The 26,572-nt window shown below is 61.0% G+C and carries 22 protein-coding genes; 16 read left to right on the top strand and 6 right to left on the bottom strand.

Going from position 1 to position 26,572, the window contains the following annotated elements:
* The first annotated feature begins 9 nt into the window (after positions 1-9).
* From Q3C01_RS35695 to Q3C01_RS35685, 3 genes are all read left to right on the top strand, one after another.
* Entirely contained in the window at positions 10-1,332 is a 1,323-nt protein-coding gene (locus Q3C01_RS35695) for a c-type cytochrome (protein WP_458149959.1), read from the top strand.
* Between the two features lie 298 nt (positions 1,333-1,630).
* Positions 1,631-2,530 carry a TRAP transporter substrate-binding protein gene (locus Q3C01_RS35690; RefSeq protein WP_458149982.1) on the top strand — a complete coding sequence of 300 codons (900 nt, stop codon included), beginning with the start codon at positions 1,631-1,633 and terminating at the stop codon, positions 2,528-2,530.
* A gap of 17 nt (positions 2,531-2,547) precedes the next feature.
* The gene (locus tag Q3C01_RS35685) at positions 2,548-4,575 is read left to right on the top strand and encodes a methyl-accepting chemotaxis protein (protein WP_458149958.1); all 2,028 of its coding nucleotides are present in this window, start codon (positions 2,548-2,550) and stop codon (positions 4,573-4,575) included.
* A 56-nt stretch (positions 4,576-4,631) separates the two neighbouring features.
* Here Q3C01_RS35685 and Q3C01_RS35680 read toward each other — a convergent pair whose 3' ends face one another.
* Positions 4,632-5,525, bottom strand: a complete 894-nt coding sequence (locus Q3C01_RS35680) for a LysR substrate-binding domain-containing protein (RefSeq protein ID WP_458149957.1) — start codon at positions 5,523-5,525, stop codon at positions 4,632-4,634.
* Between the two features lie 108 nt (positions 5,526-5,633).
* On the opposite strand from Q3C01_RS35680, the gene Q3C01_RS35675 reads away from it, so the two are divergent.
* From Q3C01_RS35675 to Q3C01_RS35625, 11 genes are all read left to right on the top strand, one after another.
* Positions 5,634-6,383, top strand: coding sequence for an SDR family NAD(P)-dependent oxidoreductase (locus tag Q3C01_RS35675; protein WP_458149956.1), 750 nt, complete (start codon positions 5,634-5,636; stop codon positions 6,381-6,383).
* A 14-nt stretch (positions 6,384-6,397) separates the two neighbouring features.
* Positions 6,398-7,246 carry a transketolase gene (locus Q3C01_RS35670; RefSeq protein WP_458149955.1) on the top strand — a complete coding sequence of 283 codons (849 nt, stop codon included), beginning with the start codon at positions 6,398-6,400 and terminating at the stop codon, positions 7,244-7,246.
* The gene (locus tag Q3C01_RS35665; protein WP_458149954.1) at positions 7,243-8,262 is read left to right on the top strand and encodes a transketolase family protein; all 1,020 of its coding nucleotides are present in this window, start codon (positions 7,243-7,245) and stop codon (positions 8,260-8,262) included. Before Q3C01_RS35670 ends, Q3C01_RS35665 begins: the two co-directional genes overlap by 4 nt.
* Before the next feature lie 51 nt (positions 8,263-8,313).
* The gene (locus Q3C01_RS35660; protein WP_458149953.1) at positions 8,314-9,339 is read left to right on the top strand and encodes a TRAP transporter substrate-binding protein; all 1,026 of its coding nucleotides are present in this window, start codon (positions 8,314-8,316) and stop codon (positions 9,337-9,339) included.
* Entirely contained in the window at positions 9,336-11,204 is a 1,869-nt protein-coding gene (locus Q3C01_RS35655) for a TRAP transporter large permease (RefSeq protein ID WP_458149952.1), read from the top strand. The genes Q3C01_RS35660 and Q3C01_RS35655 overlap by 4 nt, the downstream gene beginning before the upstream one ends.
* A gap of 71 nt (positions 11,205-11,275) precedes the next feature.
* Positions 11,276-13,312 carry a transketolase gene (tkt, locus tag Q3C01_RS35650; RefSeq protein ID WP_458149951.1) on the top strand — a complete coding sequence of 679 codons (2,037 nt, stop codon included), beginning with the start codon at positions 11,276-11,278 and terminating at the stop codon, positions 13,310-13,312.
* Positions 13,313-13,334: 22 nt separating this feature from the next.
* Positions 13,335-14,324: a D-2-hydroxyacid dehydrogenase gene (locus tag Q3C01_RS35645; protein WP_458149950.1), complete on the top strand. Its 990-nt coding sequence runs from the start codon at positions 13,335-13,337 to the stop codon at positions 14,322-14,324.
* A gap of 869 nt (positions 14,325-15,193) precedes the next feature.
* On the top strand, positions 15,194-16,135 hold the full coding sequence (locus Q3C01_RS35640) for an AraC family transcriptional regulator (protein ID WP_458149949.1): 942 nt from the start codon (positions 15,194-15,196) through the stop codon (positions 16,133-16,135).
* Between the two features lie 2,460 nt (positions 16,136-18,595).
* Complete coding sequence (locus Q3C01_RS35635) at positions 18,596-18,874, top strand: hypothetical protein (protein WP_458149948.1); 279 nt, start codon at positions 18,596-18,598, stop codon at positions 18,872-18,874.
* Positions 18,875-19,427: 553 nt separating this feature from the next.
* The gene (locus Q3C01_RS35630; RefSeq protein ID WP_458149947.1) at positions 19,428-19,604 is read left to right on the top strand and encodes a hypothetical protein; all 177 of its coding nucleotides are present in this window, start codon (positions 19,428-19,430) and stop codon (positions 19,602-19,604) included.
* A gap of 545 nt (positions 19,605-20,149) precedes the next feature.
* Positions 20,150-20,332 (top strand): SH2 domain-containing protein, encoded by a 183-nt coding sequence (locus Q3C01_RS35625; protein WP_458149946.1) that lies wholly within the window; start codon positions 20,150-20,152, stop codon positions 20,330-20,332.
* 555 nt (positions 20,333-20,887) lie between these two features.
* Here Q3C01_RS35625 and Q3C01_RS35620 read toward each other — a convergent pair.
* Together Q3C01_RS35620 and Q3C01_RS35615 are read right to left on the bottom strand one after the other, a co-directional pair.
* Positions 20,888-21,091 (bottom strand): CsbD family protein, encoded by a 204-nt coding sequence (locus Q3C01_RS35620; protein WP_458149945.1) that lies wholly within the window; start codon positions 21,089-21,091, stop codon positions 20,888-20,890.
* Between the two features lie 71 nt (positions 21,092-21,162).
* The gene (locus Q3C01_RS35615; protein ID WP_458149944.1) at positions 21,163-21,492 is read right to left on the bottom strand and encodes a hypothetical protein; all 330 of its coding nucleotides are present in this window, start codon (positions 21,490-21,492) and stop codon (positions 21,163-21,165) included.
* A gap of 2 nt (positions 21,493-21,494) precedes the next feature.
* Between Q3C01_RS35615 and Q3C01_RS35610 the strand changes: the two genes are divergently transcribed.
* On the top strand, positions 21,495-21,767 hold the full coding sequence (locus Q3C01_RS35610) for a hypothetical protein (RefSeq protein ID WP_458149943.1): 273 nt from the start codon (positions 21,495-21,497) through the stop codon (positions 21,765-21,767).
* Positions 21,768-21,909: 142 nt separating this feature from the next.
* On the opposite strand, the gene Q3C01_RS35605 is transcribed toward Q3C01_RS35610, so the two are convergent.
* From Q3C01_RS35605 to Q3C01_RS35595, 3 genes are all read right to left on the bottom strand, one after another.
* Entirely contained in the window at positions 21,910-22,137 is a 228-nt protein-coding gene (locus Q3C01_RS35605; protein ID WP_458149942.1) for a hypothetical protein, read from the bottom strand.
* A gap of 295 nt (positions 22,138-22,432) precedes the next feature.
* On the bottom strand, positions 22,433-23,626 hold the full coding sequence (locus Q3C01_RS35600; RefSeq protein ID WP_458149941.1) for an amino acid ABC transporter substrate-binding protein: 1,194 nt from the start codon (positions 23,624-23,626) through the stop codon (positions 22,433-22,435).
* A 289-nt stretch (positions 23,627-23,915) separates the two neighbouring features.
* Positions 23,916-24,884: an ABC transporter substrate-binding protein gene (locus Q3C01_RS35595; RefSeq protein ID WP_458149940.1), complete on the bottom strand. Its 969-nt coding sequence runs from the start codon at positions 24,882-24,884 to the stop codon at positions 23,916-23,918.
* Between the two features lie 375 nt (positions 24,885-25,259).
* On the opposite strand from Q3C01_RS35595, the gene Q3C01_RS35590 reads away from it, so the two are divergent.
* The gene (locus Q3C01_RS35590) at positions 25,260-26,231 is read left to right on the top strand and encodes an ABC transporter substrate-binding protein (RefSeq protein WP_458149939.1); all 972 of its coding nucleotides are present in this window, start codon (positions 25,260-25,262) and stop codon (positions 26,229-26,231) included.
* Positions 26,232-26,572 lie beyond the last annotated feature (341 nt).

The raw sequence follows: 26,572 nt of genomic DNA, 5'->3' as shown, positions 1-26,572 counted from the left end.
GCGGTGGTTGTGAGATCCGTGATCGGGGCCGCCATCGCCGGCGCCGTCGTTGCGCTGGGCGCGGTTTGGTACGTACGCGGGCCTGGTCCGTTGGCGTTCACCGGCGGCAAGAATGTCGCCGTGGCGGACTACAAGGACGGCGATCCGACGGGGGTGCCTGCCGATATGAGGCAGGCCAGCCTCCTCGAGCGCGGCAAATATCTCACGGAGGCGGCGGACTGCGTGGTCTGCCATACGGCGCCAGGCGGCAAGAAATTTGCGGGTGGCTTTGCGTTCAAGCTTCCGTTCGGAACCATGTACTCGACCAACATCACGCCGGATCCGGAGACGGGTATCGGCAAGTACACCGACCAGGAGTTCCTCGACGCAATGCATCGTGGCGTTCGCCGCGATGGCGCGCGACTTTATCCGGCGATGCCCTACACTTCCTACACGTTTGTCACTGATGCCGATGCACTCGCGATCAAGGCCTACCTCTTCAGCCTGGCGCCGGTGCGCGCCGTGCCGCCGGCAAACACGTTGCTGTTTCCGTTCAACCAGCGCTGGGCCATGACGTTCTGGTCGTTGGTGTTCAATCCCGATGCGCGCTTCCGGCCTGATACATCGCAGAGCCTCAAATGGAATCGCGGAGCCTACCTGGCCGAAGCGCTGGCGCATTGCGGCGAATGCCACACGCCGCGCAACATCGGCTTTGCGCTCGACAACCGGAAGAAATTTGCAGGCGCTCCGGTGGCAGGCTGGCATGCCTCGGATATCTCTTCCGACAAGACCAGCGGCCTCGGCAGTTGGACCGATGATGACATCGCCTCCTATCTTTCGCTCGGACATGTGTCAGGCCACGGCACTGCATCGGGACCGATGGGCGAAGCTGTCGATCACTCCTTCAGCAAAATGACGAAGGCCGATATCGAGGCGATGATCGCGTTCCTGCGGAGCGTTCCACCCGCGACGTCATCTGACGTTTCCTCAAAGTCGGTGCCCGCCCCTGTCTCTCACAAGGACGGCGTGACCGCGAGCCTGCTCGGCAAGAAGATCTTTGAGGGCGCCTGTGTGAGTTGCCACGGCTGGAGCGGCGAGAGCGCGGTCTCGAAGTTTGCGACGCTGACCGGAAGCGCCGCCGTCAACGATCCGAGCGCTATGAACGCGGCGCAGATCGTTATCAGCGGCACGAGACGCCTGACACCGAATAGTGCGCTGTCGATGCCGTCTTTCGGTCATGCGTTCTCCGACGATGAGATCGCCGCGGTCGTCAACTACGTCACCGCCCGCTTTGGAGCCAAAGGCTCGTCGCTGACGGCGCGGGATATTGCCGACCTGCGGGCGCAGAACTAGGCCGTTACGACGATGTCCCTGGGAGGAGAGTTTCGCGATCCGAAGGTCGGCTCTGGAGTGCAACCCGTAACTTACGCGCCGGCAAGCCAAGCGCGGGGTGGGGGTGACTGAGTGCCTTTTTTTTAGTCAAACGGCGCACGTGTCGCTTTGTGCCAAGGTTAACATTTCATACAGTCAGTCCGGTTATCGTCGCGGCGCCTATGGAGGGCACTCGATGAAGCCGCAATCGATTCGTCTGGTCAGCGTTGTCCTGGCGCTGTCCCTTTCTTCTGCGTTGCCCGCGATAGCGGCATCCCAGATGGTGTCGCTTGTGTACAACGGCGCCCCGCAATCGCCGCAGCAGATTGGCTCGGACGGATTCCAACGCAAGCTGGCCGAGATTGTACAGAGCCGCATCATTCTGGATGAGCGCGGTGGCAACACGATGGGCAGCGAGACGGCGATCATCGCCGCCATGCGCAACGGCGAGATCGACATCGCGACGCTGTCCGGCTCGGTCGTAAGCTCCGTCGTGCCCGAATTCGGCGTGTTCGACGTGCCCTTCCTGTTTCGAGATGCTGCGCAGGCCAAGGCAGTCGCGGAAGGCCCAGTCGGCGCCGCGCTTGCGAAACATTGCGCCGACAAGGGGTTGGTGCTGCTTGCCATTGGCAAGCAGGGCTTTCGCAACGTCACCAATTCGAAGCGGCCGATCCGCTCGCCCGCGGACATCAAAGGGCTGAAGATTCGCGTTCTGCCCAACGAGGTCTATCAGATGACCTTCAAGGCGCTAGGCGCCGAGGTCGTGCCGATGGAGTTTCCGCTGGTCTATTCGGCGCTCAAGGATGGCCGAATCGACGGGCAGGAGAATCCCGTCATGACGATCGCCACGGCCCATCTCGAGGAAGTGCAAAAATATGTCAGCTTGACCGGGCATTTCTTTGCGCCAATCGCCTTCGTTGCCAATCGCGACATGTTCCAGGCGCTGAAGCCTTCCGACCAGACCGCCCTCATCGCCGCCGCCAAAGCCGGTGCGGAGGCGACCTGGCAGGCCGGCGCCGAGGACGAGGCGAAGAAGCTCGAGCAACTGCGCAAGGGTGGCATGGAGATCATCGAGAAGGTCGATCGCCAGCCCTTCATCGATGCCGTGAAATCTTTGGAGCCCGAGTTCGAGAAGCGCTTCGGCAAGGACGTGCTCGCCCAGATCCGGGCCACGCCGTAACTCCCGGGGGAAACATCATGACCTTGTCCGTGTTCCTGTCGCGCATCGGCATCCGCCCGCGCATCTTCGGTGGCTTCACGCTGATTTTGGGCTTCCTCACCGTGCTGGCACTCCTTGCCGTGCTGCGGCTGTCCGAGATTGGTGGCACGGTCAGCCATCTCGTCACCAGCGCTGACGGCGACGGTGCCATGGCGCGCGTCCATGCCGCGCTGCTGTCGGCCAATGGCGCGGTCGAAAAGTTCGTTCGCACGCGCAATCTTGGTGATCGCGACGCTGCTGCCAAGGCGATCGATGGATTCGGCCAGGCGTTCGACCAGGCCGACCAGCAGTTTGGCCGTTTGCCGGCGATCACGGCCGGCCGCAATGTACTGGTTGAGGCACTCGACAGCTACAGGAAATCCTTTGCAACCGTGGCCGCTGCGGTCGACCATCTCCGCACCGCGAGTGCCAAGAGCGAGGCGCTGGGGGCTTCAGCGAGCCTCGACATCGGCGCGATCAATGTCGCACTTGGTAACCAGCCGGAGCACCTTCTCCAGCCGCTGCGCCTGGCGGCTACGGTCGATGCGGTGCGCGTTGCCGCGCTGCATTTCATCATCACCCAGGCCCCGTCCGACGCCGACGATGTCGCGTTGACGCTCGGCTATGCGAAGGCTGCGATCGCTGACAGCGAGGCGGAGATCGCGGGCCTCGAGGCGCCACGCCTGAAGAGCCTGCTCACCGCACTCAAGAAGGTGCTCGCCGATCAGGCTTCTATGCTCACGGACCTTTCCGCCGCGGTCGGTGAGCTGCGCAAGGGCCAGGCCGATCTCGTCAAAGCGAGCGGCGCGATCGACGCGCAGACCGGAACCATCAGCCAGGCGTTGGGTAGTGCACGCGCCGAACAGAGCCGGCTCACTGCCGAAACCGTCGAGCACACGCGCAATGTATTGATGGCGGTCGCTGCCTCCGCGCTGGTTCTGGGCGCGTTGCTCGCCTGGCTGATCGGGCGCAGCGTATCGCGGCCGATCGGTCAGATGACCCTGCGCATGCAGTCCCTTGCGGCCGGCGAGCTCGATCAGGCGATTCCTGGCGGGGAGAGGGGTGACGAGATCGGCCATATGGCCGGCGCTGTTGAAATCTTCCGGCAGAATGCACAGACTGTCCGACGCATGGAACAGGAGGCCGCTGCACAGCGGTCCGCGGCCGAGACCGAGCGTGCGGCGATGATGGCGCAACTCGCCGACCGTTTCGATCGGGGCATGGAAGGCGTCATCGGCGGCGTCTCAAACCGTGCCGAAGAGATGGGACAGAGCGCCCAAGATCTCGCGCGCGTTGCTGAGCGCGGAAGGTCGCTCGCCGAGCAGGTTGCCGCGACCTCTGCACAGGCCTCCTCCAACGTTCAGACCGTGGCGGCGGCAACGCATCAACTCGCTGCCTCGATCAAGGAGATCTCGAGCCAGGTGGCCCGCTCAGTCTCCGTGTCTGATCAGGCCAAGGAGGAAGCGTCGCGCACTGAAGCCCTGATGCGCGCGCTGTCGGACTCGGCGGAGCGGATCGGCACGGTGGTGCAACTCATTCAAGCGATCGCAAGCCAGACCAATCTGCTCGCGCTGAACGCCACGATCGAATCGGCGCGCGCCGGCGATGCCGGCAAGGGTTTTGCCGTGGTCGCCAACGAGGTGAAGAGTCTGGCGACGCAGACCGCGCGTGCTACCGAGGAAATCGCGGGTCTCGTCGCCGAGATCCAGAGTTCGACCGGCCAGTCCGTTGCTGCGATCGGCCAGATCGGCAGGACCATCGCCGAGATGACAGAGATCGCAACCGTGATCGCAGCCGCCGTCGAGGAGCAGGGTGCTGCGACGGGCGAGATCGCCCGCAACGTCGAACAGGCAGCGAACGGGACGACGGCGGTGACCGGGCAGATCGGTGACGTCCGCAATGTCGCCGGCGAAACCGATGCCGGCGCCGAAGCGGCGCTTGCCGCAGCCGCTGCGCTGCAAGAGCAGGCGCGTGCGCTCAAGCACGACGTTGCGGAATTCCTGCAGACGGTGCGCAAGGCCGGCTAGTCCGCGTCGGGGATCCGCAGCGGCGTTGGATAGCTCTCCGTTTCGGACGGGACGAACTAACGCGTTTGGGCCCCGTGAGTTAAATTCAACTCCTTTGCAATCCACTTGGTGAACGTGCGGACCGACCGCCTGTGCTTGGCCTGCGGCGGGCACACGAGATAGTGGCCGACATAGGTGACATCGCGAGCGCGCCCGGCGAGCGGTGCTACCAGCTGGCCAGTGGCGAGCTCGCGTTCGGCAAGTCGTGTCGATTCCAGGGTGACGCCGAGGCCGTCCGTGGCGGCGGCGATCGCCATGAAGCTGCGGTCGAACCGAAATCCGCCGGGGCTCGGTGCGGACAGGCCGTTTGTGGCGAACCAGGCGTTCCAGCGAACGCGCTTCTGCTCGCTCTCGATCAGCACCAGTTTCAAGAGGTCTGCAGGTTCACGGATCGCGCCGGCGAGAGAAGGTGCGCACATAGGACGTATGGTCTCTTCGCCAAGAGGCAATACGGACAAGCCCTCCTGCCGCGGCGGCCCATAGCAGATGTCGACGTCGAACTCGTCGTTGCGAAAGTGCGGATAGTCGACGCCGGCGGCGAGCCGCACCTCAAGTTCGGGATGGCCTTCAATCAAGCTTCGCAGGCGCGGCATCAGCCATTGCGCCGCCATGCTCGGCGCGCAGTGGATTCGCAACAGGTTTGACGAACGTGCGCTCGCGACCTCGAGGCCGTGTCGCAGCTCGTCGAATCCGCTCGAGACGCGACGCAACAGCTCATCGCCCGCCACGTTGAGCCGCACATTGCGACCTTCGCGCTCGAACAGCGTCGTTCCGATCTGGTCCTCGAAGGCGCGGATCGCGTGGCTGACCGCGCTCGGCGTCAGTCCCAATTCGCTTGCTGCCGCGCGGAATGATCCGGTGCGGGCGGCCGCTTCGAATACGCGCAATGCACCGAGCGGAAGCTTGGACATGCCATAGGTGAACACAATTCACCTATTGATGCAAATTCCATGTATTTTCCAACCCCTCCCTCCCAAACATAGTCAGCGGCAATCGAAACAAGATCACACGGAGGGAACATGCTTTTGGCAGGCAAAACTGCGATCATTTCTGGAGCCGCCGGCATGCGCGGGATCGGCTTCGCAACTGCAAAAACATTCGCAAAGAACGGCGCGCGCGTCGCAATCCTCGATATCGATGCCAAGAGCGCGGCGAGTGCCGCAGCCGAGCTTGGCAAGGACCACATCGGGTTGGCCTGCGACGTGACGAACAAGACCGACTGTGAGCGCGCTGTCTCCGACGTGCTCAAGGTCTTCGGCCAGATCGACATTCTGATCAACAACGCCGGCATCACCCAACCCGTCAAGGTCTGGGACATTTCGTCCGAGGACTGGGATCGCATCCAGGACGTCAATCTGCGCGGCGTGCTCTTTCTCTCGCAAGCGGTCATGCCGCACATGCGCGGCCGCAAATCCGGTGCGATCGCCTGCATGTCGTCGGTCTCCGCTCAGCGTGGCGGTGGCATTCTCGGCGGCGCGCATTATTCGGCCGCGAAGGCCGGTGTGCTCGGTCTCGCCAAGGCGATGGCCCGCGAACTGGGTCCCGACGGCATCCGCGTCAATTGCGTGACGCCCGGTCTGATCCAGACCGACATCAACGCGGGCAAGATCTCCGACGACAAGCGCAAGGAGATCATTGACGGCATTCCGCTCGGCCGGCTCGGCGTGCCACAGGACGTCGCCAACATCTATCTGTTCCTGGCCTCGGACCTCTCCGCCTACACGACGGGCGCCGTCATCGACGTCAACGGCGGCATGCTCATCCATTGAACGAGGGGACGGTCATGGCTGAATCCGCATTGCGAACCAACGAGCCCGACGTTGCCGAACGTGCTTACCGCATCCGACGCAATGCTCTTCGGATGGGTGAGGTTCAAGGGCAGGGCTATATTGCCCAGGCACTCGATATCGCCGACGTGCTGGCCGTCGCCTACTTCCACGCCATGCGCTACCGCCCTGAAGATCCCGCTTGGGAGGGGCGTGACCGATTCCTGCTTTCGAATGGCCACTACGCCATTGCGCTCTATGCGGCGCTGATCGAGGCCGGGATTGTTCCGGATGCCGAGCTCGAGACTTACGGTTTTGACGACAGCCGGCTGCCGATGTCGGGCATGGCCAGCTATACGCCGGGCATGGAGATGTCCGGCGGTTCACTGGGACTGGGCCTCAGCATCGCCGTCGGCATGTGCCTCGGTCTCAAGCGCAAGGGTTCCGACAGTCGCGTCTACACGCTGTTCTCCGACGGAGAGCTCGACGAGGGCTCGAAGTGGGAGGCCATGATGTCGGCAGCACATTACAAGCTCGATAATCTCATCGCCATCGTCGACGTCAACAATCAGCAGGCCGATGGTCCCTCGGGACAGATGATGGGCTTCGAGCCACTGGCCGACAAGGTCCGTGCGTTCGGCTGGTTCGTGCAACGGGTCGACGGCAACGATCTCAACGCCGTCACTGCCGCCTTCGATGCAGCCAAGTCGCATGGTGGCGCAAGGCCACGCATGATCATCGCCGACACTCTCATGGGCAAGGGCGTTCCTTTCCTCGAAGCGCGCGAGCGCAACCACTTCATGCGAGTGGACCAGCACGAATGGCAGCTGGCGCTGCAAGCTCTGGACGCAGGGAGGCAAGCATGAAGCCGGTCGCAACGATGGCTCCGACGGCCGCAAAGGAAAAGCCGCGGCTTACCACTTCGGCCATGATCGCCTCGATTGCCGGCGAAGGGCAGGCGACCAAGCCGGCTCCGTTCGGCCATGCGCTGGTCGAGCTTGCGCGCCAACGGGCCGACATCGTCGGCATGACTGCTGACCTTGGTAAGTACACCGACCTTCACGTGTTCGCGAAGGAGTTTCCGGATCGCTATTACCAGATGGGCATGGCCGAGCAGCTCCTGTTCGGTGCTGCATCCGGTCTGGCTGCGGAGGGATTTACCCCCTTCGTCACGACATACGCCGTGTTCGCGTCCCGCCGCGCCTATGATTTCATTCATCAGACGATCGCGGAGGAGGATCGTAACGTCAAGATTGCTTGCGCGTTGCCAGGCCTGACCTCCGGTTACGGGCCAAGTCACCAGGCCGCCGAGGACCTGGCACTGCTCCGCGCGATGCCGAACATGACCGTCATCGATCCTTGCGACGCCCACGAGATCGAACAGGTGGTGCCGGCGATCGCGGCGCATCAAGGTCCGGTCTACATGCGGCTGTTGCGCGGGCAGGTGCCGCTCGTGCTCGATGAGTATGGCTACAAGTTCGAGCTCGGCAAGGCCAAGCAATTGCGGGACGGCGCCGATGTTCTCATCATCTCCTCTGGCCTGCTGACGATGCGGGCGCTGGAAGCCGCCAAGCAGCTCGAATCCGACCGCATCGGTGTGGCCGTGCTGCACGTGCCGACCATCAAGCCGCTGGACACCGAAACGATCGTGGAGGCGTGCCGCAAGCCGGGTCGCATCGTCGTCGTCGCCGAGAACCACACCGTGATCGGTGGATTGGGCGAGGCGGTGGCGGCGGCCCTGATGCGGGCGCGAGTCCATCCTGCGTTCCACCAGATCGGTTTGCCTGACGAATTCCTCGCCGCAGGCGCGCTGCCGACATTGCACGATCGTTACGGCATTTCGACGGAGGCGATATGCACCTCCATCAAAAGCTGGAGATGAAGGACAAAACCTTCACGACAGACAATCAATCAAACAAACAGGGAGAGAGAAATGACCGAGGAAGCGAAGAGGGGCTTGACGCGTCGTGCTGCGCTGGCCATGGGCGCCGCCATACCCCTTGTCTCCATCATCTCGCGGCGCGGCGATGCCGCCGAATTCACCCTCAAATTCGCGACTGGCCAGGACCCCTCGCATCCCGTCAACAAGCGGGCGCGCGAAGCCATCGACCGGATCAAGCAGGCGACGGGCGGCCGTGTCGAAATCAATCTGTTTCCGGCCAATCAGCTCGGCTCCGATACCGATCTTCTCGGTCAAATCCGTAACGGCGCGGTCGACTATCTGAACATCGGCGCTTCGGTCCTTGCTACGCTCGTTCCGGGCGTCGGCATCGTCAACACCGGCTTCGCCTTCAGCTCCTACGATGCCGTGTGGAAGGCGATGGACGGCGATCTCGGTAATTTCGTCAAGGGTGAGATCGAGAAGATCGGCGTCCTTCAGGTCAGCAAGTCCTGGGACAACGGATTCCGCCAGCTCACGTCCTCCACCCGCGAGATCAAGACCCCGGATGACCTCAAGGGCTTCAAGATGCGCGTCCCCGCGGCGCCGATCCTGACAAGCCTGTTCCAGGCCCTCGGCGCAGGTCCGACGCCGATCAATTTCAACGAGGTGTACTCCGCGCTGCAGACCAAGGTGGTCGAAGGGCAGGAGAACCCGTTGGCGATCATTTCGACGGCCAAGCTCTACGAGGTGCAGAAATATTGCTGCCTCACGAGCCATGTGTGGGACGCCTATCTCATCTTGGGAAATCGCCGCTCGTTTTCGCGCCTGCCGTCCGACGCGCAGGAGATCGTGACGCGCGAATTGAACAAGGCGGCCGACGACGAGCGCGCCGACATTGCCGCGCTGTCGAAGTCGCTGCGTGACGAGCTGGCGGCCAAGGGCCTCAACTTCGTCGAAGTCGACAAGGTTGCCTTCCGCGCGACGCTCGGCAAGACCAGCTTCTACAAGGATTGGCGCGAAAAGTTCGGCGAGAAGGGTTGGACGCTGCTCGAGCAGGCAGTAGGCAAGCTCGGATGAGCGCGATCCACGTCGATGACCCCGTGGCCGGAAGCATGAGCTCCGGACTGGCGGTCAAGCTCGACCGGCTGCTCGTTCTGGTCACCGAGCCGCTCGCGGCGTTCGCCGTGGCGGCCGAGATCGTCATCCTGCTCACGGGCGTGATCGCGCGCTTCGTCTTCAATCATCCCCTGACATGGTCGGATGAGCTCGCGTCGATCACGTTCCTCTGGCTGGCCATGCTGGGTTCAGCCATTGCGTTGCGCCGTGGCCAGCACATGCGCATGACCGCGCTGGTCGAACGAAGCTCCGGTTCGATGCGGGAGTTACTTGAGGCGCTGGCGACCATGGCGCCGGCTCTGTTCCTGCTGCTCATCCTCTCGCCATCCGTCGATTTCGCGGAAGATCAGGCTTTCGTTCACACCCCCGCGCTTGGGCTGAACGATGCCGTGCGCGCCGCAGCGGTACCCGTGGGCGTTGCGCTCATGCTTGCCGGTACGCTTGTTCGGAGCCTTCGCCTCGGAGTTTTGCAGCTTGCATTGGCGATTGCTATTCTCGGCGCTTTCGCGGCAGGACTCTATCTCCTTACGCCCTGGATCGTCGCGATCGGCAACTGGAACCTGTTGTTGTTCTTCACGCTGCTGCTCGGCCTCTGCGTGCTTGCGGGCGTGCCGATCGCCTTCTGCTTCGGCCTGTCGACGGTCGCCTATCTCGTGGTCGTGACCACGACACCGTTGCAGGTCATCCCTGGCCGCATCGATGAAGGCGTGAGCTCGCTCATCCTGCTCGCCGTGCCGTTGTTCATCCTGCTCGGCTACCTGATCGTAATGACGCGCATGGCAGCGTCGATGGTCAAGTTTCTCGCCGCGCTGGTCGGTCACGTCGAGGGGGGACTTGCTTACGTGCTACTTGGTGCAATGCTGCTCGTCTCCGGCATTTCGGGCGCGAAGACCGCGGACATGGCCGCTGTGGCCCCCGTGCTGTTTCCGGACATGAAGCGTCGAGGTATCCACGAGGGCGAACTCGTTTCGCTGCTTGCGGCATCCGGTGCGATGGCCGAGACGATTCCGCCTTCGATCGTGCTCATCATCATCGGATCGGTGACGGGCGTCTCCATTGCGGCCTTGTTCACCGGCGGCATTCTTCCCGGCGTCGTGCTGGCGCTGGCGCTCGCCCTCGTGGCGCGGCGGCGGATGTCGGAAGGCACCGGTGCGGATCGCGGGGTGACGACGGCGCGCGAAATCGGTCGCACCTTCCTCATCGCGGCACCCGCGCTGATGCTTCCCGTGCTGATCCGCGTCGCGGTCAGCGAAGGCGTGGCGACCGCGACGGAAGTGGCCACCATCGGCATTGCCTATGCCTTCGTTGTGGGGATCGTCGTCTACCGCTCGTTCGATTGGCGCCAACTTTATCCGGCGCTGGTTGGCACCGCGGCGCTGTCGGGAACCATCCTGTTCATCATTGGCGCGGCGACCTGCATGTCCTGGGCGTTGACGCAATCGAACTTCTCCCATGCGCTTGCTGGTGCCCTGGCGCAGGCCCCCGGTGGGCGGTACGGCTTCCTCCTCTGCTCGATCGTGCTGTTCGTCGTGCTTGGCAGCGTGCTCGAGGGTATCCCGGCGATGGTGCTGTTCGGACCGTTGCTGTTTCCAGTCGCCAAGCAATTGGGCGTGCACGAAGTGCATTATGCCATGGTGGTGGTCCTGGCGATGGGCATCGGATTGTTCGCGCCGCCTTTCGGCCTCGGCTACTACGCGGCCTGCTCGATCGGACAAGTCGATCCGAACTCCGGCCTCAAACGCATCTGGAGCTATCTCGCTGCGCTCATAGTCGGTCTTTTGGTCGTCGCCTTCGTTCCCTGGATTTCGACCGGATTTCTCCCCTGATGCGCTAAACGCGCACTTAACCCAGGCGGCGCCGGTCTCGCCGGTGCCGCCCGCAACAGGTGTCATCGCAAATGTCGATCAGTCCTTCGATCACCTCAGATACGTCGCTCGCTCCGGTTGACCTGCACAAGCGCATGGCCGACGCGATCCGCTTTTTGTCGCTGGATGCCATTGAGCGGGCAGCGGATGGCCACCCCGGCGCTCCGCTCGGTTGCGCCGAGATCGCAACCGCGCTGTTCACGCGACACATCAAGTGCAATCCGGCCGATCCGCTGTGGCCGGATCGCGACCGGTTCGTTCTGTCGAACGGCCATGGCTCGATGCTGATCTATTCCTTGCTGCATCTGTCGGGCTACGCCGGTTTTCCGATCGAAGAGATCAAGCAGTTTCGCGAGCTCGGCTCGCACACCCACGGCCATCCCGAGCGGGCGCCCGATCTCGGCATCGAGGTCACGACCGGCCCGCTCGGACAGGGCATCGCCAACGCGGTCGGCATGGCTGTTGCAGAAGCCTGGCTCGGTGCGACCTTCGGCGCGGATATCGTCGACCACCGTACCTACGCCGTCGTCGGCGATGGTTGCCTGCAAGAAGGTATCGCCCACGAGGTGATCTCCCTCGCCGGCCATCTGCGCCTGGGGAAGCTTTGCTTCCTGTGGGACGACAATCGCATGACCGACGACGGTCACACCGATTTCGCGATCTCCGAGGACGTGCGCGGGCGTTTCCGGATCGCCGGCTGGCAGGTCATCGATGCCGACGGTCATGATGTGGAGCAGGTCTCGGCGGCACTGCTATTGGCCGCACGCGACCCGCGACCGACCGTGATCGCCTGCCGCACCACCATCGGCAAGGGATTGCCGCGGCTCGAGGGCAAGCGCGGCGCGCATGGCGGTCGCGTGTTCGCCAAGGATCTGGAAGAGGCGCGCGCGGCGGCAGGCTGGACGGAAGGACCGTTCGAGATTCCCGGCGATGTGACGGAGGCCTGGAAGGACGGCGTCACCGATCGCAACCGGCCTGCCTACGAATCCTGGCGCGCCCGTGTGGCCGCCATGCAGCCGGAGAAGCGCGCCGTGTTCGAGCGTATGATGGCCGGCGAGCTTCCCGAAGGATGGAGCGATGCGCTGGCCGCGTGGCGCCGCAAGATGGCGGCCGAAGGGCCGATCCGCTCCACCAACGAGGCGACTGCCGATATCGTTGCGCTGCTCGCCGAGACGATTCCCGAGCTGATTTCCGGCGCCCCCGACCTCGAAGGTCCGACCAACTGCAAGCGCGCCTTGCAGGCATTCACGTCCGCCAATCCCGCCGGCCGTTACGTGCACTACGGCATCCGTGAGCACGCCATGGGTGCGATGATGAACGGCATGGCCGCACATGGCGGCGTGTTGCCTCTCGGCGCCACCTATCTGGTCTTCTCTGACTACATGCGACCGGCGCTGCGGATGGCCGCGCTGATGGAATTGCCGGTCGTTACCGTCTACAGCCACGATTCCATTGGCATCGGCAAGAACGGGCCGACCCACCAGCCGGTCGAATTCCTGGCCTCGCTGCGCGCGATGCCGAACATGGCGGTGTTCCGCCCCGCCGACAACGTGGAAGCCGCCGAATGCTGGGAGCTTGCGTTGCGCCGCAGGCACGGCCCGTCGTCGATGATCTGCTCGCGACAAGCCTTGCCGCCGGTTCGTACCCAGGAGAGTTCCGCCAATCTTTGCTCGCGTGGAGCCTATGTGCTTGCCGAGGCCGATGGCGCGCGGCGTGCCACGTTGCTGGCAACAGGCTCGGAGGTCCAGATCGCGCTCGCAGCGCGGCTTGTCCTGCAGGCGCAGGGGGTGCCCACCGCGGTGGTCTCCATGCCGTGCTGGGAACTGTTCGAGGAGCAGGACGAAGCTTATCGCGCAGGTGTTCTCGGCAAGGGCGTGCGGGTCGCGGTCGAGGCGGCGGTGCGGCTCGGCTGGGACCGCTGGATCGGCGACCGGGGCGGATTTGTCGGAATGTCCTCTTTCGGGGCGTCAGGTCCGGGCGATGCACTGTTCGTCCATTTCGGCATTACGGCCGAGAAGGTTGCGGGAATGGCATTGGGATTGCTTAGCGATAAGCTAACCGTCGCCTAGGACAACTGACCGCGAGAGCAAGATGGCCAACCTATCGGAACCAGTCCGTATCGTGTTTCTTGACCGGGACACGATGCCGCCGGAGATTCGGCTTCGGCCGCCGTCGTTTCGGCACGAAGTTCAGGAGTACGCAACGACCGCGCCGCAGGACGTCGCGAGCCGGATCGCGGACGCCCACATCGTGATTACCAACAAGGTGCCGGTTCGGCGCGCGGAGTTGCAGGCGGCGCCGCACTTGCGCTTGATCGCGGTTGCGGCCACGGGATACGACGTCGTCGATATCCATGCCTGCGAAGAGCGCGGCGTTGCCGTTTCGAACATTCGCGGCTACGCGGTCAATACGGTCCCCGAGCACACTTTCGCACTGATATTCGCGCTCCGTCGCAGCCTGACTGCTTATCGTGATTCAGTCCAGAGCGGCCGATGGCTCGAATCCGGCCAGTTCTGCTATTTCGACTTTCCCATTCGCGACCTGGCCGGCTCGACGCTCGGCATCATCGGTGACGGCGCACTCGGCCGTTCCGTCGCGGACATCGGCCGCGCGATCGGAATGCGCGTGCTGTTTTCCACCTACAAGGGCGTGGAGGGGATGGGGCCTCTCTACACTCCCTTTGAGGACGTGCTGCGTACGTCGGACGTCATCACCTTGCACGCGCCATTGATGCCGGCGACACGCAACATGATCGCTGCGCCGGAATTCGCCGTGATGGAACGGCGCCCGCTTCTGATCAATACCGCGCGTGGCGGTCTTGTCGACGAGACCGCGCTTGGCGATGCCCTTCGCTCCGGGCAGATCTCGGGCGCGGGTTTCGATGTCGCGACCGTCGAACCGCCCCCGGCCGATCATCCGCTGATGCAACTGGTTGGATTGCCGAACTTCATTCTGACCCCGCATGTGGCCTGGGCGAGCCAAGAGGCCGTGCAGGCGCTCGCCGACCAGCTCGTGGACAATATCGAGGCCTTCTGGAATGGCGATCCGCGAAATCTCGTTACGGCGGCGGTGGAACGCTGAAACAAGCGACGACTGGCGAATTGCACCTTTCGCCAGCGACGCTATGCGCGCCGAAAGCACTGCCGCCAACCGATTCCCGAGGCACACCCAACGCAGAACCTTGGCACCTGTGCCGACCCAGAACCAATCCGGCGAAGACTCGCCGGTCGGATCATCGCGAACGAGTAGATGCCGCCACGCGGCGAACACGGGTGATATGACGCTGCCTGTTCTCGTAACGTTTGCCCGGCTAGCGCCTTGTGCAAGGGGCGCGCATGATGCGTCGTCGCAGGTCCCACCGAAAGTAAAACCGCCAGCAGCTTGGCGGCGGCACATCCCCGGCTAGTTAAGGCGCTAGTTGAAGAAGTTAACCTGCAATCCAGACGGCAGCAGCCCAGAGGCCGCGTGCGAGAACATAAATCCAAACTCCCGTCGCTATTAGTAAGATGGCCAACAGAAGGAGCCCGAACAAGGCATGATCCTTGCGCGGGCTCTCTTGGTCCGCATGAACGGACACTTGTGTCGTATCATTGAGCACCGGGGACTGCGCAGTTTCCGACATCACTCAATGCTCCAAGGTCGTCATTGATCAATGGCGACGCCGCAACTCCGCTATACGACCGCTCGGATTAGGTCTTGTGATCCTGGGTCAACTATTCAGGCCGCCCACCGGGAAACGGTACGATCTTCACCTTGATCTAGATCAATCTTCGCTTCAGTTGGTGCTGGAGGATTGGAACGGTAAAGACCGTGTCGTGCCAAGATTGTCTTCCCACTCCAACCCATCGCCTGCACGCATGCGCCTTGATAAAGCGCTCTCGTCGATCCCAAGTGCAACTGGTGGAATTGCGCGACTCGCATGTGATCGATTGTGTCGTGCGGAAATAAATTTGGCTCCCGTTCTGTTGCGCGCTGGCTTAACAAGCGAAGACATTCAAGATCGCAACCGACGGCTCGACGCGAGCTCTCAGGTCAGGCTGCTCGAACTCGCCGCCACGGCAGCGCAGGACGATTGCTTTGGCTTCCGTCTCGCGCAAAACTTCGATTTGGGCGAGATCGGCTTGCTCTATTACGTCATGGCATCCTCAGAACAGATCGGTGACGCTCTGCGGAATGCGGAACGCTATTGCGCGATCAATAATGAGGGAGTGCGGCTGCGGGTTTTATTAGAGCCTTCGGTTGTCATCAGATTCGAATACCTGGATATCGATCGGATCGCAGATCGCCACCACATCGAGTTTTGGCTTACCACTCTACTTCGCATCTGTCGGACATTGACCGGCAGTCGGATTGCTCCGCAGCAGGTCACGCTGAAGCATTTTAGATCGCAGACACCTGCGGACGTTCTGGCTTATCTAGGCTGCAAGATCGATTTTACGGCGACAGGCGATCAGATAGTGTTTCCTGCGTCGATAGGCTCGTCGCGGATTGTCGGTGCCGACGCTCATTTGAACAGACTATTACTTCGATACGCAGACGACGCTCTTGACGGTCGAGTGTCCCGGCGCGCTAGTATGCGCTCCCGCGTCGAAGATCAAATAGCTCACTTGCTCCCACACGGGAAAGCGAACGTAGCGGAGGTTGCGCGCCGCCTTGGTATGAGCCGCCGCACCCTTGCTCGTGCATTGTCCGACGAGGATACAGCCTTTTCTAGCGTGCTTGGGGAGTTTCGGCGCGCTCTTGCCCAACGCTATCTCTGCGAACGGGACCTTCCGATTTCCGAGGTCGCGTGGCTGTTAGGCTATAGTGAGGTTAGCTCCTTCACACATGCCTTCGCTCGCTGGACGAGGTCGACGCCAACAGCGTTCCGCAATCTAAGAGATGTTCGCTGAGCGTCGGGGAACTCGGCGAGATCGATACAGTCTCCGATGGAGATTATTCGCTCTCCGAATTGCTCGGCAATAAGGTCCCGGTCGACTTGATCGCCGCCTCCCACGTCATCGAGCACGAAGGTCCGGTTGGATTTGCCTCCAATGCCGGGCCTCGCTTCACCTCCAACCGCCTTGTCCGGTGGCAGGCCGCTCCGGAATTGTCCGTCCAAAGGCCCTGCCAGCGGCTGGCGACGCTCTCTGTCGTTCGCAGGCGGTGAGCCTGAGGGCCCGTCGGCTCCTGAGGCCGGCAGGTTTCTTTTGGCACGCCATGCGCCTGCCGAGTTGCGAAATCATTCAGCGCCCACGGAGGAGCTAGTTCAATCGGATCTCATAGCGATGTTTTAACCGGTCGCCCCACTTGATGATGACGATGCAAATTGAATTTAGGACCAGGAGATTCACCTATGAAATCGCCGGAACAAACGATATCGGGAAAATTAGGTAACTGAGGCGGGGTCGATCGCATTGTTTGGGGGCACGCTCCAATGCCGTCTACCATTGAAACACTCGTTTCCGTCCACGTGCGTTTGAAGAACCGGCGAGCGCTGGAGGATATGAGAGAGCTTCGGCGCCAGTTGCAGCAAAGCCTCCAGTGCACAGCGAGCATCGACCCGCGCCATGCACTAAAATATGTTCATGATGATCTGCGAACGATCGAAGCGGGGCTGGAGCAGCTCCGGCCGCTACGGTACCCCTAAGGCAGTGAATATCGGGCCCGCCGGTTCACGCTGGCGTACGCCATACACATGGCGTGAAGATAATATTTTCACGATGTCTTGCGAGTCAGGGAACAGGCGGCAAGGCCGCGTGTTCTCGACTCGCTCTGGCCGTCAATGTCCCCCTGTTGTCGCGCCGGAGCTAAGCCAAGGGCCCCGGCCGCCGCCAAACCGCTGAGGCCCTTTTTCGCGGGAAAACTCGGCACCGCCGCTCTGTCCAAAAGTGGACATAACAAAATGCCGAACCGGTCTAGGCTAGCTTCGGCTTGGTTCACCAATACACCAAGCAACCTCCAACGGCCCCGGCATTTAGGGTTGTGCTGGGGCCGTTTCTAAGTGCTTCGATCGGGTGCCTGATGATCAGAACACTGATTGGCGCTTCGATAGTCCTTGGCAGCTTGGTAACCGCCGCCGAAGCGCAAAATTGCAGGCAATATCCGCCAGGACCTTTCCGCTTCCAGTGCAAAGCGGCGAGACATCCAGAAATCATCGGGAAAAAGGATATGTGCCGCGACGAGGCGCGTTGCTGAAGAGAGAAACGGCAAACGGGCCCGCGTCAGAACCACGCATGAGCGGCATCGACCGAGGCGTAGGTTTTTCTCGCGTTGTTCACTGCAAAATCGAAGATGCTGGACGACATCTCCAAAATCTGAGAGCTTCGCGCCGTTACAACTGAAGATTTTGGGGGGGATATGCTACACGTGCCTGCGGCTCTTTGCGCCGCTTTGATCCTATTTCCGGCTATTGCTTCTGCGGGTGATTTACCAGTGCCAAAGAAGGGGGCACCTGCGCATCCTACCAAACAGGCCCAGCCTGACCCTAGTCCAGGTCCGGAGGAAGGTTCACGGCCCGGCATTCGCACTGTCGGTACGTTTCCGACGTTCGATGCCCAGAATGAATACACCGTCACGCCGCCAGATGCGAAGCTCAACATCACGAAGCTCTACATCCCCAAGGGCGCGACGATAAAGGTAGCTCCTGAGGTAAGATCGATCGACTGGTGGGTCGGAGAGTTCGTGTTTGAGGAAAACGCGACAATCGACTTGTCGAGTAACGCGCCGAAGGCGGGACGTGGTGGGGACGGCGGACCACCACCTCCGCAGGCGCAATACTGCCAGCGGGGGGCGACGGGGCAGGGCGGTGGAGCAGGTGCAACGGGGGTGTCCGGTGTTACCTTGGCAATCAGCGACCTTCGCTCAGTGACTGTCAACGGCTCCTTGTGGATTCGCACCGATGGATCGCCGGGAGGGGACGGCGGAAATGGTGGACAAGGTCAGCAAGGTGGCGGCCACGATCACCGCGGTGTTTTTGGCCACTGCCGCGCCGCGAATGGTGGTGCTGGGGGGAGTGGGGGACAGGGGGGTGCCGGCGGCGCGACCAGTCCAATCACGCTGTCACTACACGGAAACATTCCGGTTCCTCATAACGGGATCAAAGCCGGATGCGCGACAGCTTGCACTGCCAGCACTCGACCGCCCGGTGCAACCGGCAACACCGGCGTGATCGCTATATGGGGCTCACCCGGATGCGGCGGCAACGGAGGTGGGGGCGGACCTGGTGGCATCGAAGGTGACCGCGGCGAGTCCAGTGGAGGGCCTGGCGGCTCTGGCGGATCTGCAGGATCGATTGGTGCTTGTAGCGGCGTCAAAACCTGGGGCGACCGTGTCGCACTAAAGCCAATCCTGTAAAGTGGGAAGTTCGACGAATGGCGCTCGTCGGAGCCGCTTGCCAGAGCACGCGGCTCCACAGCGTTTCGTACGGCGGTACGGCAGATAGCGAGAGTGAGGGGATCATGAAACCCCTGTTCAAACTGCTGTTCTTCGCGTGTGGCTGGATCGGCCTGATGCTGAACCTGGTCTTCGTGGTCGTGTCCTTTTTGCGCGATGCTCCGATTGAGACCTCGGCAATCGAGACCGCGCTTGAATTGGTCTGGGTCGGCGGCGTCACGTTCTTCGGGCTCGGCGCCCTGGTCCTCGGCGAATAGGCGTAGGTCCGGCTGCTACCGGTCCCGACATGCACCGCCGACGCCTCGGGCGGTGAAACAGGAGTGCCCGTCGGTTCGCGCTGGCGGGCTCAATCTCAACTAACCAGTAGCCAAGTGATGCCAGCGACCATGACGTAGAAGCCCGTCGCCGCGATGAGGACGAAGGCTCGCTCGGTACTATCCATGGATTCCCCCTACGCTAAACCCTTGGCATTCCCAAGAGGAAGGCTACAGGGCCGACGAGCCGGATCAACTCGATTGTCAACCTCCTTTACGTGCAGGACTGTGGATATCGGGGAGAAAAGTGCACCGTCGGGTGGGGCAGGAACAAGTGGCAGCTTCGCGTGTTCTCGCCATGCTCCGGTCGGTAATCCCCCGTGCACCGAGCGGAGATGGCCCCAGCTCGCCGCCCAAACAGCTGGGGCCATTTTTTATTGTTCAAAAGTAGACAGATTGAATTGCCCTGTGGCCCAGGCTGCTGGCCCTTGGTGCTCACGGGCTTGGCATTCAGAGTTGCGCCAAGGGTCGTTTCTCCGACCGGGGGAGCCAATCGATGTTTGAAGACACGTATTGGGCTGCGCGGGAAGTTGCTGCAAGGCTGGCGCGATTGGACGCAAGCACCGAACGTGAAAAAGAAATGCTGCGACGCTCTCAGCAACAGATCGAGCTCTCCTTGAAGCTTCTTGGGACCGAGCCCTTGATGCTCGGGCTTCATCCAAAGCAGCAATAAGGTCACCTCCGATTGGCGGTCTCCTTCTTCACGAGCCGCAGATAAGAGCCGTTCTCAATCTCATTCGCAAACAGGCTGGGACAATTTGTGAATGGAGCGGCGGCTACTGAGTCTGCGTTTTACCCTGAAAGTATGGAGGGTGAGCGCCTTGAAGAGTCCGATGCAAGACCCCGCTTATTGGAGACAGCGGGCCGAAGAGACGCGCGCCAAAGCGAACCAGTTCGAGTACATCGATAAACGAGAGAAACAGCGTCTGCTAAGGATCGCAGAAGAATACGATAGGCTTGCTGATCGGGCAGCGGAGTGGAACCGAAACGCTGACTCACGCGACAGCGAAGAGTAAGGCCCATTTCGTTCTCAACGCGACAACCCCTGAATGTGTGTTCAGTTGTAAAAGAACAGAACGTGCTCGCGGTCCCAATTCAGTTTGGAACCAAAGCGACTTGGGCTGGTTTATCCTCATCACCGGCCGAGACTCTGCCCGTAGGCGTCGGTGGCCGAGAGACCGAGAGCGCTCCCGCCTGCACAACAAGGGGAGCGCCACCATGCCGGGCAATGCTTACGTCAATCATGCTCACGTTCTGGCTTCCGAAATCGCGGAGCAAAATGCTGTGCTACGCGAGATCGTGGCGCAGGCGTTAGATGTCCTGCGGGTATCACCACCTGACACCTTCCTAGGCCGCAAGACCCAAGAGCGATTTCCGGCAGCCGACCCGTCCAAAGGCTGACGGTAATTGCGTGGCTAATGCTCCGATGATGCCTGTCGCTTCCCTGTGGATTGCGCGGGCAAGTCTATAGATTTGCACCTTTCAGTCGTGCCCACTCAAGCGAGGTGCTTCTCTGTGAGATGATCATTAGGAGATGCCGACGATGACTCAGCTCGGCTCAGGTTTGGCCGCTATTGCATTGGCACTTACCTTCTACTTTGCCGTAGCCGCTTGGCGGGCGACTGCAGAGGATCGCCGCGATGGGGCCGTGATGGTGTGGGAACCGGCCGAGGCTCTTACGCAACACTAATCGCAGAAATCACCTCGCCCATCATTTGTGAACCGTCAGAATATCTCATCGCGACTACAGTCGCTGCGATGGGCACGCCAAAACCGATCATACCCATTGATGTCTTGCTTATAGTCGCGGTCAACGTGATCGTTGCGGTGGCGATCTACTACCTGATCGTACTCTGGGGTTTTCTTCAAGGGTAAGCGAAGCGCTAAGGTCAGGGAGATGCTCGCCATAAAAAAGGACCCCGCAGACGCGGGGTTCTTCGAGTTGAACTGTCCATCTCACCACTTCTGACGACCGTACCAGTCATTCACTTCCTTCTGCGCCTGATCCTTTGCGTAGCCGTATCGTTGCTGCAATCGGCCTTCGAGTTGCTCCTGTTTGCCGTTGATCACATCGAGATCGTCGTCAGTGAGCTTGCCCCACTGCTCCTGCACCTTGCCCTTCATCTGCTTCCAGTTGCCTTCGACACGGTTCCAGTCCATCTCGATCCTCCTTGAACGAATGAGATCGACCAACAGTGCAGCGGATGCTTTCGTTCCGAGACGGAAAAGGGTCACTGAGGCGCGGGTGAACGCCTGTGTTCAAAAGTGGACCAACCTGTCCCTACACGAATGCGCCGATCATAAGCAAGGCCAGCAGTCGGCAGCTCGCGGCTTTCCGCTCTCCAAGGCGGAACGCACTCAATACTCGCCCGTTGCTTCACGGTAAGCGGGAAGAGTCCGTGTGCGAGAAGTGCGAAGAACTCGATGCGAAGATCAACCACTACCGTCAAATCGCGACGAGCGTAACCGATAAACTCGTGCTTGAAGGGGTCGAGCGACTCATCAGGAGCATCGAAGCTGAAAAGCGTGAGCTTCATCCTCAAGGTGGCGAGGCCGATCAATCATGAAGGTCCGATCTCACTCTAAAAGCCATGTTGTCGAGCTGGACGACGGCTCCGTGTGGCAGATATTCCCCGGCGATCTCAATAAGACGCTGGCCTGGAAGCCCGAGACCGATCTGCATCTCGAAAGGATCATTGGCGGGATAAGCACTCACGTTCTCGTCAGCGCGAGCGATCACAGCCGGGTTCGTGTCATTCTGGCCGGGGAAATCTGGCCGGTTGAGGAGGTAAAAGATGTTCTTCAGGATGAGGCAGAGGGAAAACAACGTTTGTAAGTGTTCAGGAATAGGATGTTGGCTTTCGCTTCGAGCGTTGAGGACTGGCCTCGATGCGCGAAAGTTTGGGCGCTCGAGACCATGTCCGGTATGACTGACGACAAGCGTCTGGAAATCGACGAAAGGGACAAAGAACGGTCCGTTAAATACGCAACCAACCGCCATTGAGGAAAGTGCTGGCATGTTCGAGACGGGCTGATTGCTGCTCCGGTGAGGAAGCCCCGCCTGCGATTTCCCCAAATCCCGGCGCGACCATCATCTCGTCGTAAACGAAGTCCGTGCCGCAGGGATGACCCAACAGGAAATTCGTGCGCTGCACGTTCTTGGTGTTGATCGTCGTCATTTGGGAACGGCCGAGCCACACGTTCATCCTCGGGTCGTATTCGGGGATGAGGCCCGATCCGCGGAGGGCATTATGGCCAGCGGTCATGAGTACCGCGCAAACCGGCCGAACACATGGCCGCTCCCAACGCCGCAAAGTGAAGATTCTCCTTGCCAACCAGGAGCCGTCCACACATGGCCCTTCGCGTCATCTCGCGGCGACGCAGTATTTTGGTCGCTTTCGTCGCGAAGCAGACATTGACGGCCGTGCGGCCTTAACGAGCACCGACGCGATTGACCCACAGCGGACATGGACCGCATTGCTACCTTGCGGGTCTCTCAGCCTAACGACTTGCCCAACTCGGCGTGGGGAACCGCGGCGCAGACCCCAACCCGCCGGGCCAGACCACCGCTTGCTTTCCGTCCTGCCACTGGATCGTCACCGCCTTCTGCCCAATCTGAAAACCATGCTGATCGACGGCGAAGTCACCGAGGATGGACTTGGTCTTGAGCGACAGGAGCGTGTCGCGGAGCTTTTCCGGTTCGGTAGTGCCTGCCTGTCGCACCGCTTCGGCAAAAATCTGGCAGCCGGCATACGAGTTGGCGGATTGAACAGCCGGGGCACGATTGAACTCTTGTTGGTACGCTGCGACGAATTCCGGATTGCCGGGATTTGGCAAGCTCGCCTCCCAGAACGTCGCGCTGTAGACAAACTCGGCGTCCTTTCCGAGCTGCTGGTAAAATTCCGGGAGCAAGCCGTAGGGCAAAGTGCTCGTCATCTTGATATCGAAGTTCATTGCCCTCGTTTGGCGGACGATCGCCACGAGGTCGTCGAGCTGGACGGCCGCTGCAACCAACAAGTCCGGAGCAGACTCCTTTAGCTTTTTCAAAGGGACAGAGAAATCGCTTGTACCCGTGGGATAGGTTTCGAATGACACCACATCCAAACCCTTGCTCTTGGCGAGCTCGTTTGTGGTTTTCGCGACCGCCTTCGGCAGCAGCGCATCCTGATTGATGATCGCTACCTTTCTCAGTCCGTTCCGAGCGGCGAGATCAAGCACACCGATGGCGGCGGAATCGACCGGCGCGAGCACCATGATCAGGTACCTGCGTCCCTTTTCCCAGATGGAGCTCGTTGCGGCGTTCGCCGCAATCATCACCTTGTGGTGCTTATCCGGGATGTCAGCAACGGCTTCCGTTATGGCGGTGCCGTAGGGTCCGAGGATTGCATCAACCTTGTCTTCTGTGATCAGCTTCTCGTACAAACGCGCTGCAGTCTTTTCGTCAGACTCGTCGTCGTAGATCAAGAATTCGACCGTCTTGCCGAGCAGGCCACCTTGCGCGTTGATGTGCTTCTGACACAGCAGGTAGCCCTCGCGGCCATATCCGCCCTGGACGGAGTAGGCTTTTCCGGTGACTGACATGGTAGCGCCGATCCGAAGGCGTTCGCGGTCCGAGGCTTGCGCCTGCGAACACGCGCAGCCCGAAATGCCGAGCGCAATCAAGGCTGCGAGAATGATGACGAATGATTTGGCCACAGGAGTTCTCCCAAGCCCGACGGTCCCCACCTCAAGTTTTCTTATACTAGCAGAATGCGAACCTAATCGAAACGTGCCGCACCTACCGTTCCCTGATGTTCAGCAAGCAGACGAGCTCTGTCTGAGCCTCGCGTTTCGGTCGTCTCCTAGCCGCTAACTGACTTCCGTGTCGTGTCGGTGGATATCCGCTTGCTGGCGGCCCAGGGCAGGATGGCAATCGACTTTTGCAAATGAACCCACAAGCGACATGTGCGAGAACCGGCCAGCTTTGGCCGTGCGTGAGCCAATCTCAATCAATCCACTCGTTGACTCGGGCAACGAGATCGGACGGCAATGACAAGCCGAGGTTCTTAAGTGCCGTCCGATTGGCGCTCATAGTGAATTCGGTCGGTCCCGCTATTGGCAGGTCGGCGGGATTTGCGCCGCGCATAATCTTGTCCACGTATTTGGCCGCGCCGTGATAGCCCTCATCGTGACCCGAGCCGAGTGCGATCAGCCCACCAGCCATGACATACTCAATATCGCTATAGACGGACGGGAGTTTGTGTTTCGCCGCGCCGGCCGCGAGCGCGAAGCGTCGGGAGTTGATGAAGGTGTCAACGGCGTTCACGAGCCCCTTCGCCCCGAATGTCAGCGCCTGGGCAAACGCCGCATCGACGTCCTCAGGCTTTCGGATGTCGAGCGGCTCGACCGCAATGCCAAGCTTCTGTGCTTCCGAACGAAGCAATTCGAATTGGACGAGGTTATTAGCGTTGTTGCCGTTCAGAGCCATTGCCACTTTGTCGAGCGTTGGGACGATGCGCTTGAGCATTCGCAGGCGCTCCCCGATCAATTGGGGAGTGTATGTTGTCGTGCCGGTGACGTTCGTGCCCGGCCGCTCAAGGCTTTTGACCACCCCGATTCCGACCGGATCAAAGACCGCCAGCATGACGATCGGGATGGTCTTCGTTGCTTTGGCGGCAGCTCGGGTTGCTGCTACGTTCGCCGCGAGGATAACGTCGACTTTTCGATCCACAAGGTCGGCCATTAGGCCGTTATACTCTGCATCCAATACGGCCTCGCGATATTCGATCTGAATATTCGCTCCTTCAACGTAGCCGAGTTCCGCCAAGCCCTTCTTGAAGACCTCAAGTCGTTTCGGATTGGCGTTCTTCGCAGCCACGTAACCCACGACAGGCGATGGCTGCGCAGGTGGCTTTGTAATCTGGAGCAGCGCCACGAGCGTCAACGAGAGCATTCCAGTGCGCAATAACCCCATGGGTCTTCCCCGTGACCAAGGCACATTGCGGTCAATTCAATCCACTCGCTTCCGTTGCGGCAAGTCGCATATTGGCCCCGCGCGGCGGTGGAGGGATGTCTGCTATTCCGCCGATATTAGGGGATAAGCAGACGTCCAGCCAACTGGCTGAAAATGACGCGACTGACCCCTCGCGTCATTTGCTGCTTCTGCACAAATGCGCGCGCTATCGGGACCGAAGCGGACATCGATTGGTAACGAGCACTGCCCGGCTCAGTCGCGGATGACCCATAGCAGTCTTTCGCCAAGCGCAACTTTTGCACTCGCAGCGGGGTGGGGCCACATCGAAACGTGATATTCTGCGCTCCATCGTCCTCAAGCCTTGATGAGGATCGAATGAACCGGCGGGATTTCATAGCGGGTACTGCGGCACTGCTCTTTTCGCCACGGCGTTCGTTGGCACAGGGGCCGCCTCGCCGGATTGGTTATCTTGATGGCGCGCCCCTGTACTTGCCAAATTTCAAGGTGTGGCAGGACAGCATGCGCGATCATGGCTGGATCGAAGGGAAGAACCTGATCGTTGATTACCGGTCGGCCGAGGGGCACGGCGAGCGCGTAGCGCCTCTAGCGAACGAGCTTGTCGCGCTAAAGCCCGATGCACTCGTTGGCCCGGGCGTGCGGGAAGCCCTGACCCTGAAATCGGCAACTAGCAGCATTCCGATTGTTTTCCTTGCGGGCGACCCCGTGCGGCATGGCCTCGTCCAAAGCCTGTCGCATCCCGGCGGCAACGTAACGGGTCTGACAGCCCTCGTACCGGGAAATTTCATCAGCAAAAGGATAGAAATCCTGCTGGAGATGGTTCCTGCCGCCTCAAAAATTGCGGTATTGGTCAACCCGAGCAATGCCGATCACAGGTTGTTCGTAGCCGAGGAGTTGCCCGAAACTGCTCGGAAGCTGGGCGTGGCTCTCCCGGTGGTAGAGGCGACCACGGCGGAGGAGCTGGACAGCGCCTTTGCCTCGGCCGCGGCCCAGCACGCCAACGCAATAAATGTTTTTAGCGATCAAGTGACCGTTAATCACGTCACACGAGTTACCGCGCTGGCGGCGGAGCATCGTCTGCCTGCGCTCTACGGCTTCCGACTGTTCACCACCAATGGCGGTTTGGTTTCATACGGCGCCGATATAGCCGATCTGCTCCGGCGTGTAGGCGACTACGTCGATAAAATTCTCAGAGGCAGCAAGCCTGCCGATCTGCCGGTAGAGCAGCCGACCAAGTTCGACCTGGTGATCAACCTCAAGGCCGCAAAGGTGCTTGGCCTCGAAATACCTGCCTCATTGCTCGCCCGCGCCGACGAGGTGATCGAATAGCGGCGTTGCATGAGTCTGCTTCTGGCCCCTCGCGTCATTTGCTGCGTCTGCAAAAGCGGTCGCTATCGGGACGGAAGCGGACATCGATTGGTAGCGAGCACTGCCCGGATCGATCGCGAATAATGTGGTGGACGACGCCCGCTCCCGGCATCGAATGTGCCAAAGGGTGGTCGTTGAAAAACGAATCACCGGAGGTCATGGGCGTCAAAGCCCGTGCGAATGATTGGGACCCGATCCGCGGACTACATCAGGGCCAGCGGTCATGGTGCCGCGCAAACAGATCCCATGAATGAGGCGCAGAGGAGCTAAGCTGCGTCATCGGAAACCGGAGGTCTGATCAT

Source organism: Bradyrhizobium sp. UFLA05-109 (genome assembly GCF_054185165.1).
Note: the sequence above shows the minus strand (reverse complement) of the source record. Positions and strands in the feature narration are given on the sequence as shown.

Bases quoted from the DNA above. Each gene is read 5' to 3' on its own strand.
- Q3C01_RS35690 (WP_458149982.1), top strand. From the start codon at position 1,631: ATGGTGTCGCTTGTGTACAACGGCGCCCCGCAATCGCCGCAGCAGATT.
- Q3C01_RS35685 (WP_458149958.1), top strand. From the start codon at position 2,548: ATGACCTTGTCCGTGTTCCTGTCGCGCATCGGCATCCGCCCGCGCATC.
- Q3C01_RS35680 (WP_458149957.1), bottom strand. From the start codon at position 5,525: ATGTCCAAGCTTCCGCTCGGTGCATTGCGCGTATTCGAAGCGGCCGCC.
- Q3C01_RS35675 (WP_458149956.1), top strand. From the start codon at position 5,634: ATGCTTTTGGCAGGCAAAACTGCGATCATTTCTGGAGCCGCCGGCATG.
- Q3C01_RS35670 (WP_458149955.1), top strand. From the start codon at position 6,398: ATGGCTGAATCCGCATTGCGAACCAACGAGCCCGACGTTGCCGAACGT.
- Q3C01_RS35665 (WP_458149954.1), top strand. From the start codon at position 7,243: ATGAAGCCGGTCGCAACGATGGCTCCGACGGCCGCAAAGGAAAAGCCG.
- Q3C01_RS35660 (WP_458149953.1), top strand. From the start codon at position 8,314: ATGACCGAGGAAGCGAAGAGGGGCTTGACGCGTCGTGCTGCGCTGGCC.
- Q3C01_RS35655 (WP_458149952.1), top strand. From the start codon at position 9,336: ATGAGCGCGATCCACGTCGATGACCCCGTGGCCGGAAGCATGAGCTCC.
- tkt (WP_458149951.1), top strand. From the start codon at position 11,276: ATGTCGATCAGTCCTTCGATCACCTCAGATACGTCGCTCGCTCCGGTT.
- Q3C01_RS35645 (WP_458149950.1), top strand. From the start codon at position 13,335: ATGGCCAACCTATCGGAACCAGTCCGTATCGTGTTTCTTGACCGGGAC.
- Q3C01_RS35635 (WP_458149948.1), top strand. From the start codon at position 18,596: ATGGCGCTCGTCGGAGCCGCTTGCCAGAGCACGCGGCTCCACAGCGTT.
- Q3C01_RS35630 (WP_458149947.1), top strand. From the start codon at position 19,428: ATGTTTGAAGACACGTATTGGGCTGCGCGGGAAGTTGCTGCAAGGCTG.
- Q3C01_RS35625 (WP_458149946.1), top strand. From the start codon at position 20,150: ATGCCGGGCAATGCTTACGTCAATCATGCTCACGTTCTGGCTTCCGAA.
- Q3C01_RS35620 (WP_458149945.1), bottom strand. From the start codon at position 21,091: ATGGACTGGAACCGTGTCGAAGGCAACTGGAAGCAGATGAAGGGCAAG.
- Q3C01_RS35610 (WP_458149943.1), top strand. From the start codon at position 21,495: ATGAAGGTCCGATCTCACTCTAAAAGCCATGTTGTCGAGCTGGACGAC.
- Q3C01_RS35605 (WP_458149942.1), bottom strand. From the start codon at position 22,137: ATGAACGTGTGGCTCGGCCGTTCCCAAATGACGACGATCAACACCAAG.
- Q3C01_RS35595 (WP_458149940.1), bottom strand. From the start codon at position 24,884: ATGGGGTTATTGCGCACTGGAATGCTCTCGTTGACGCTCGTGGCGCTG.
- Q3C01_RS35590 (WP_458149939.1), top strand. From the start codon at position 25,260: ATGAACCGGCGGGATTTCATAGCGGGTACTGCGGCACTGCTCTTTTCG.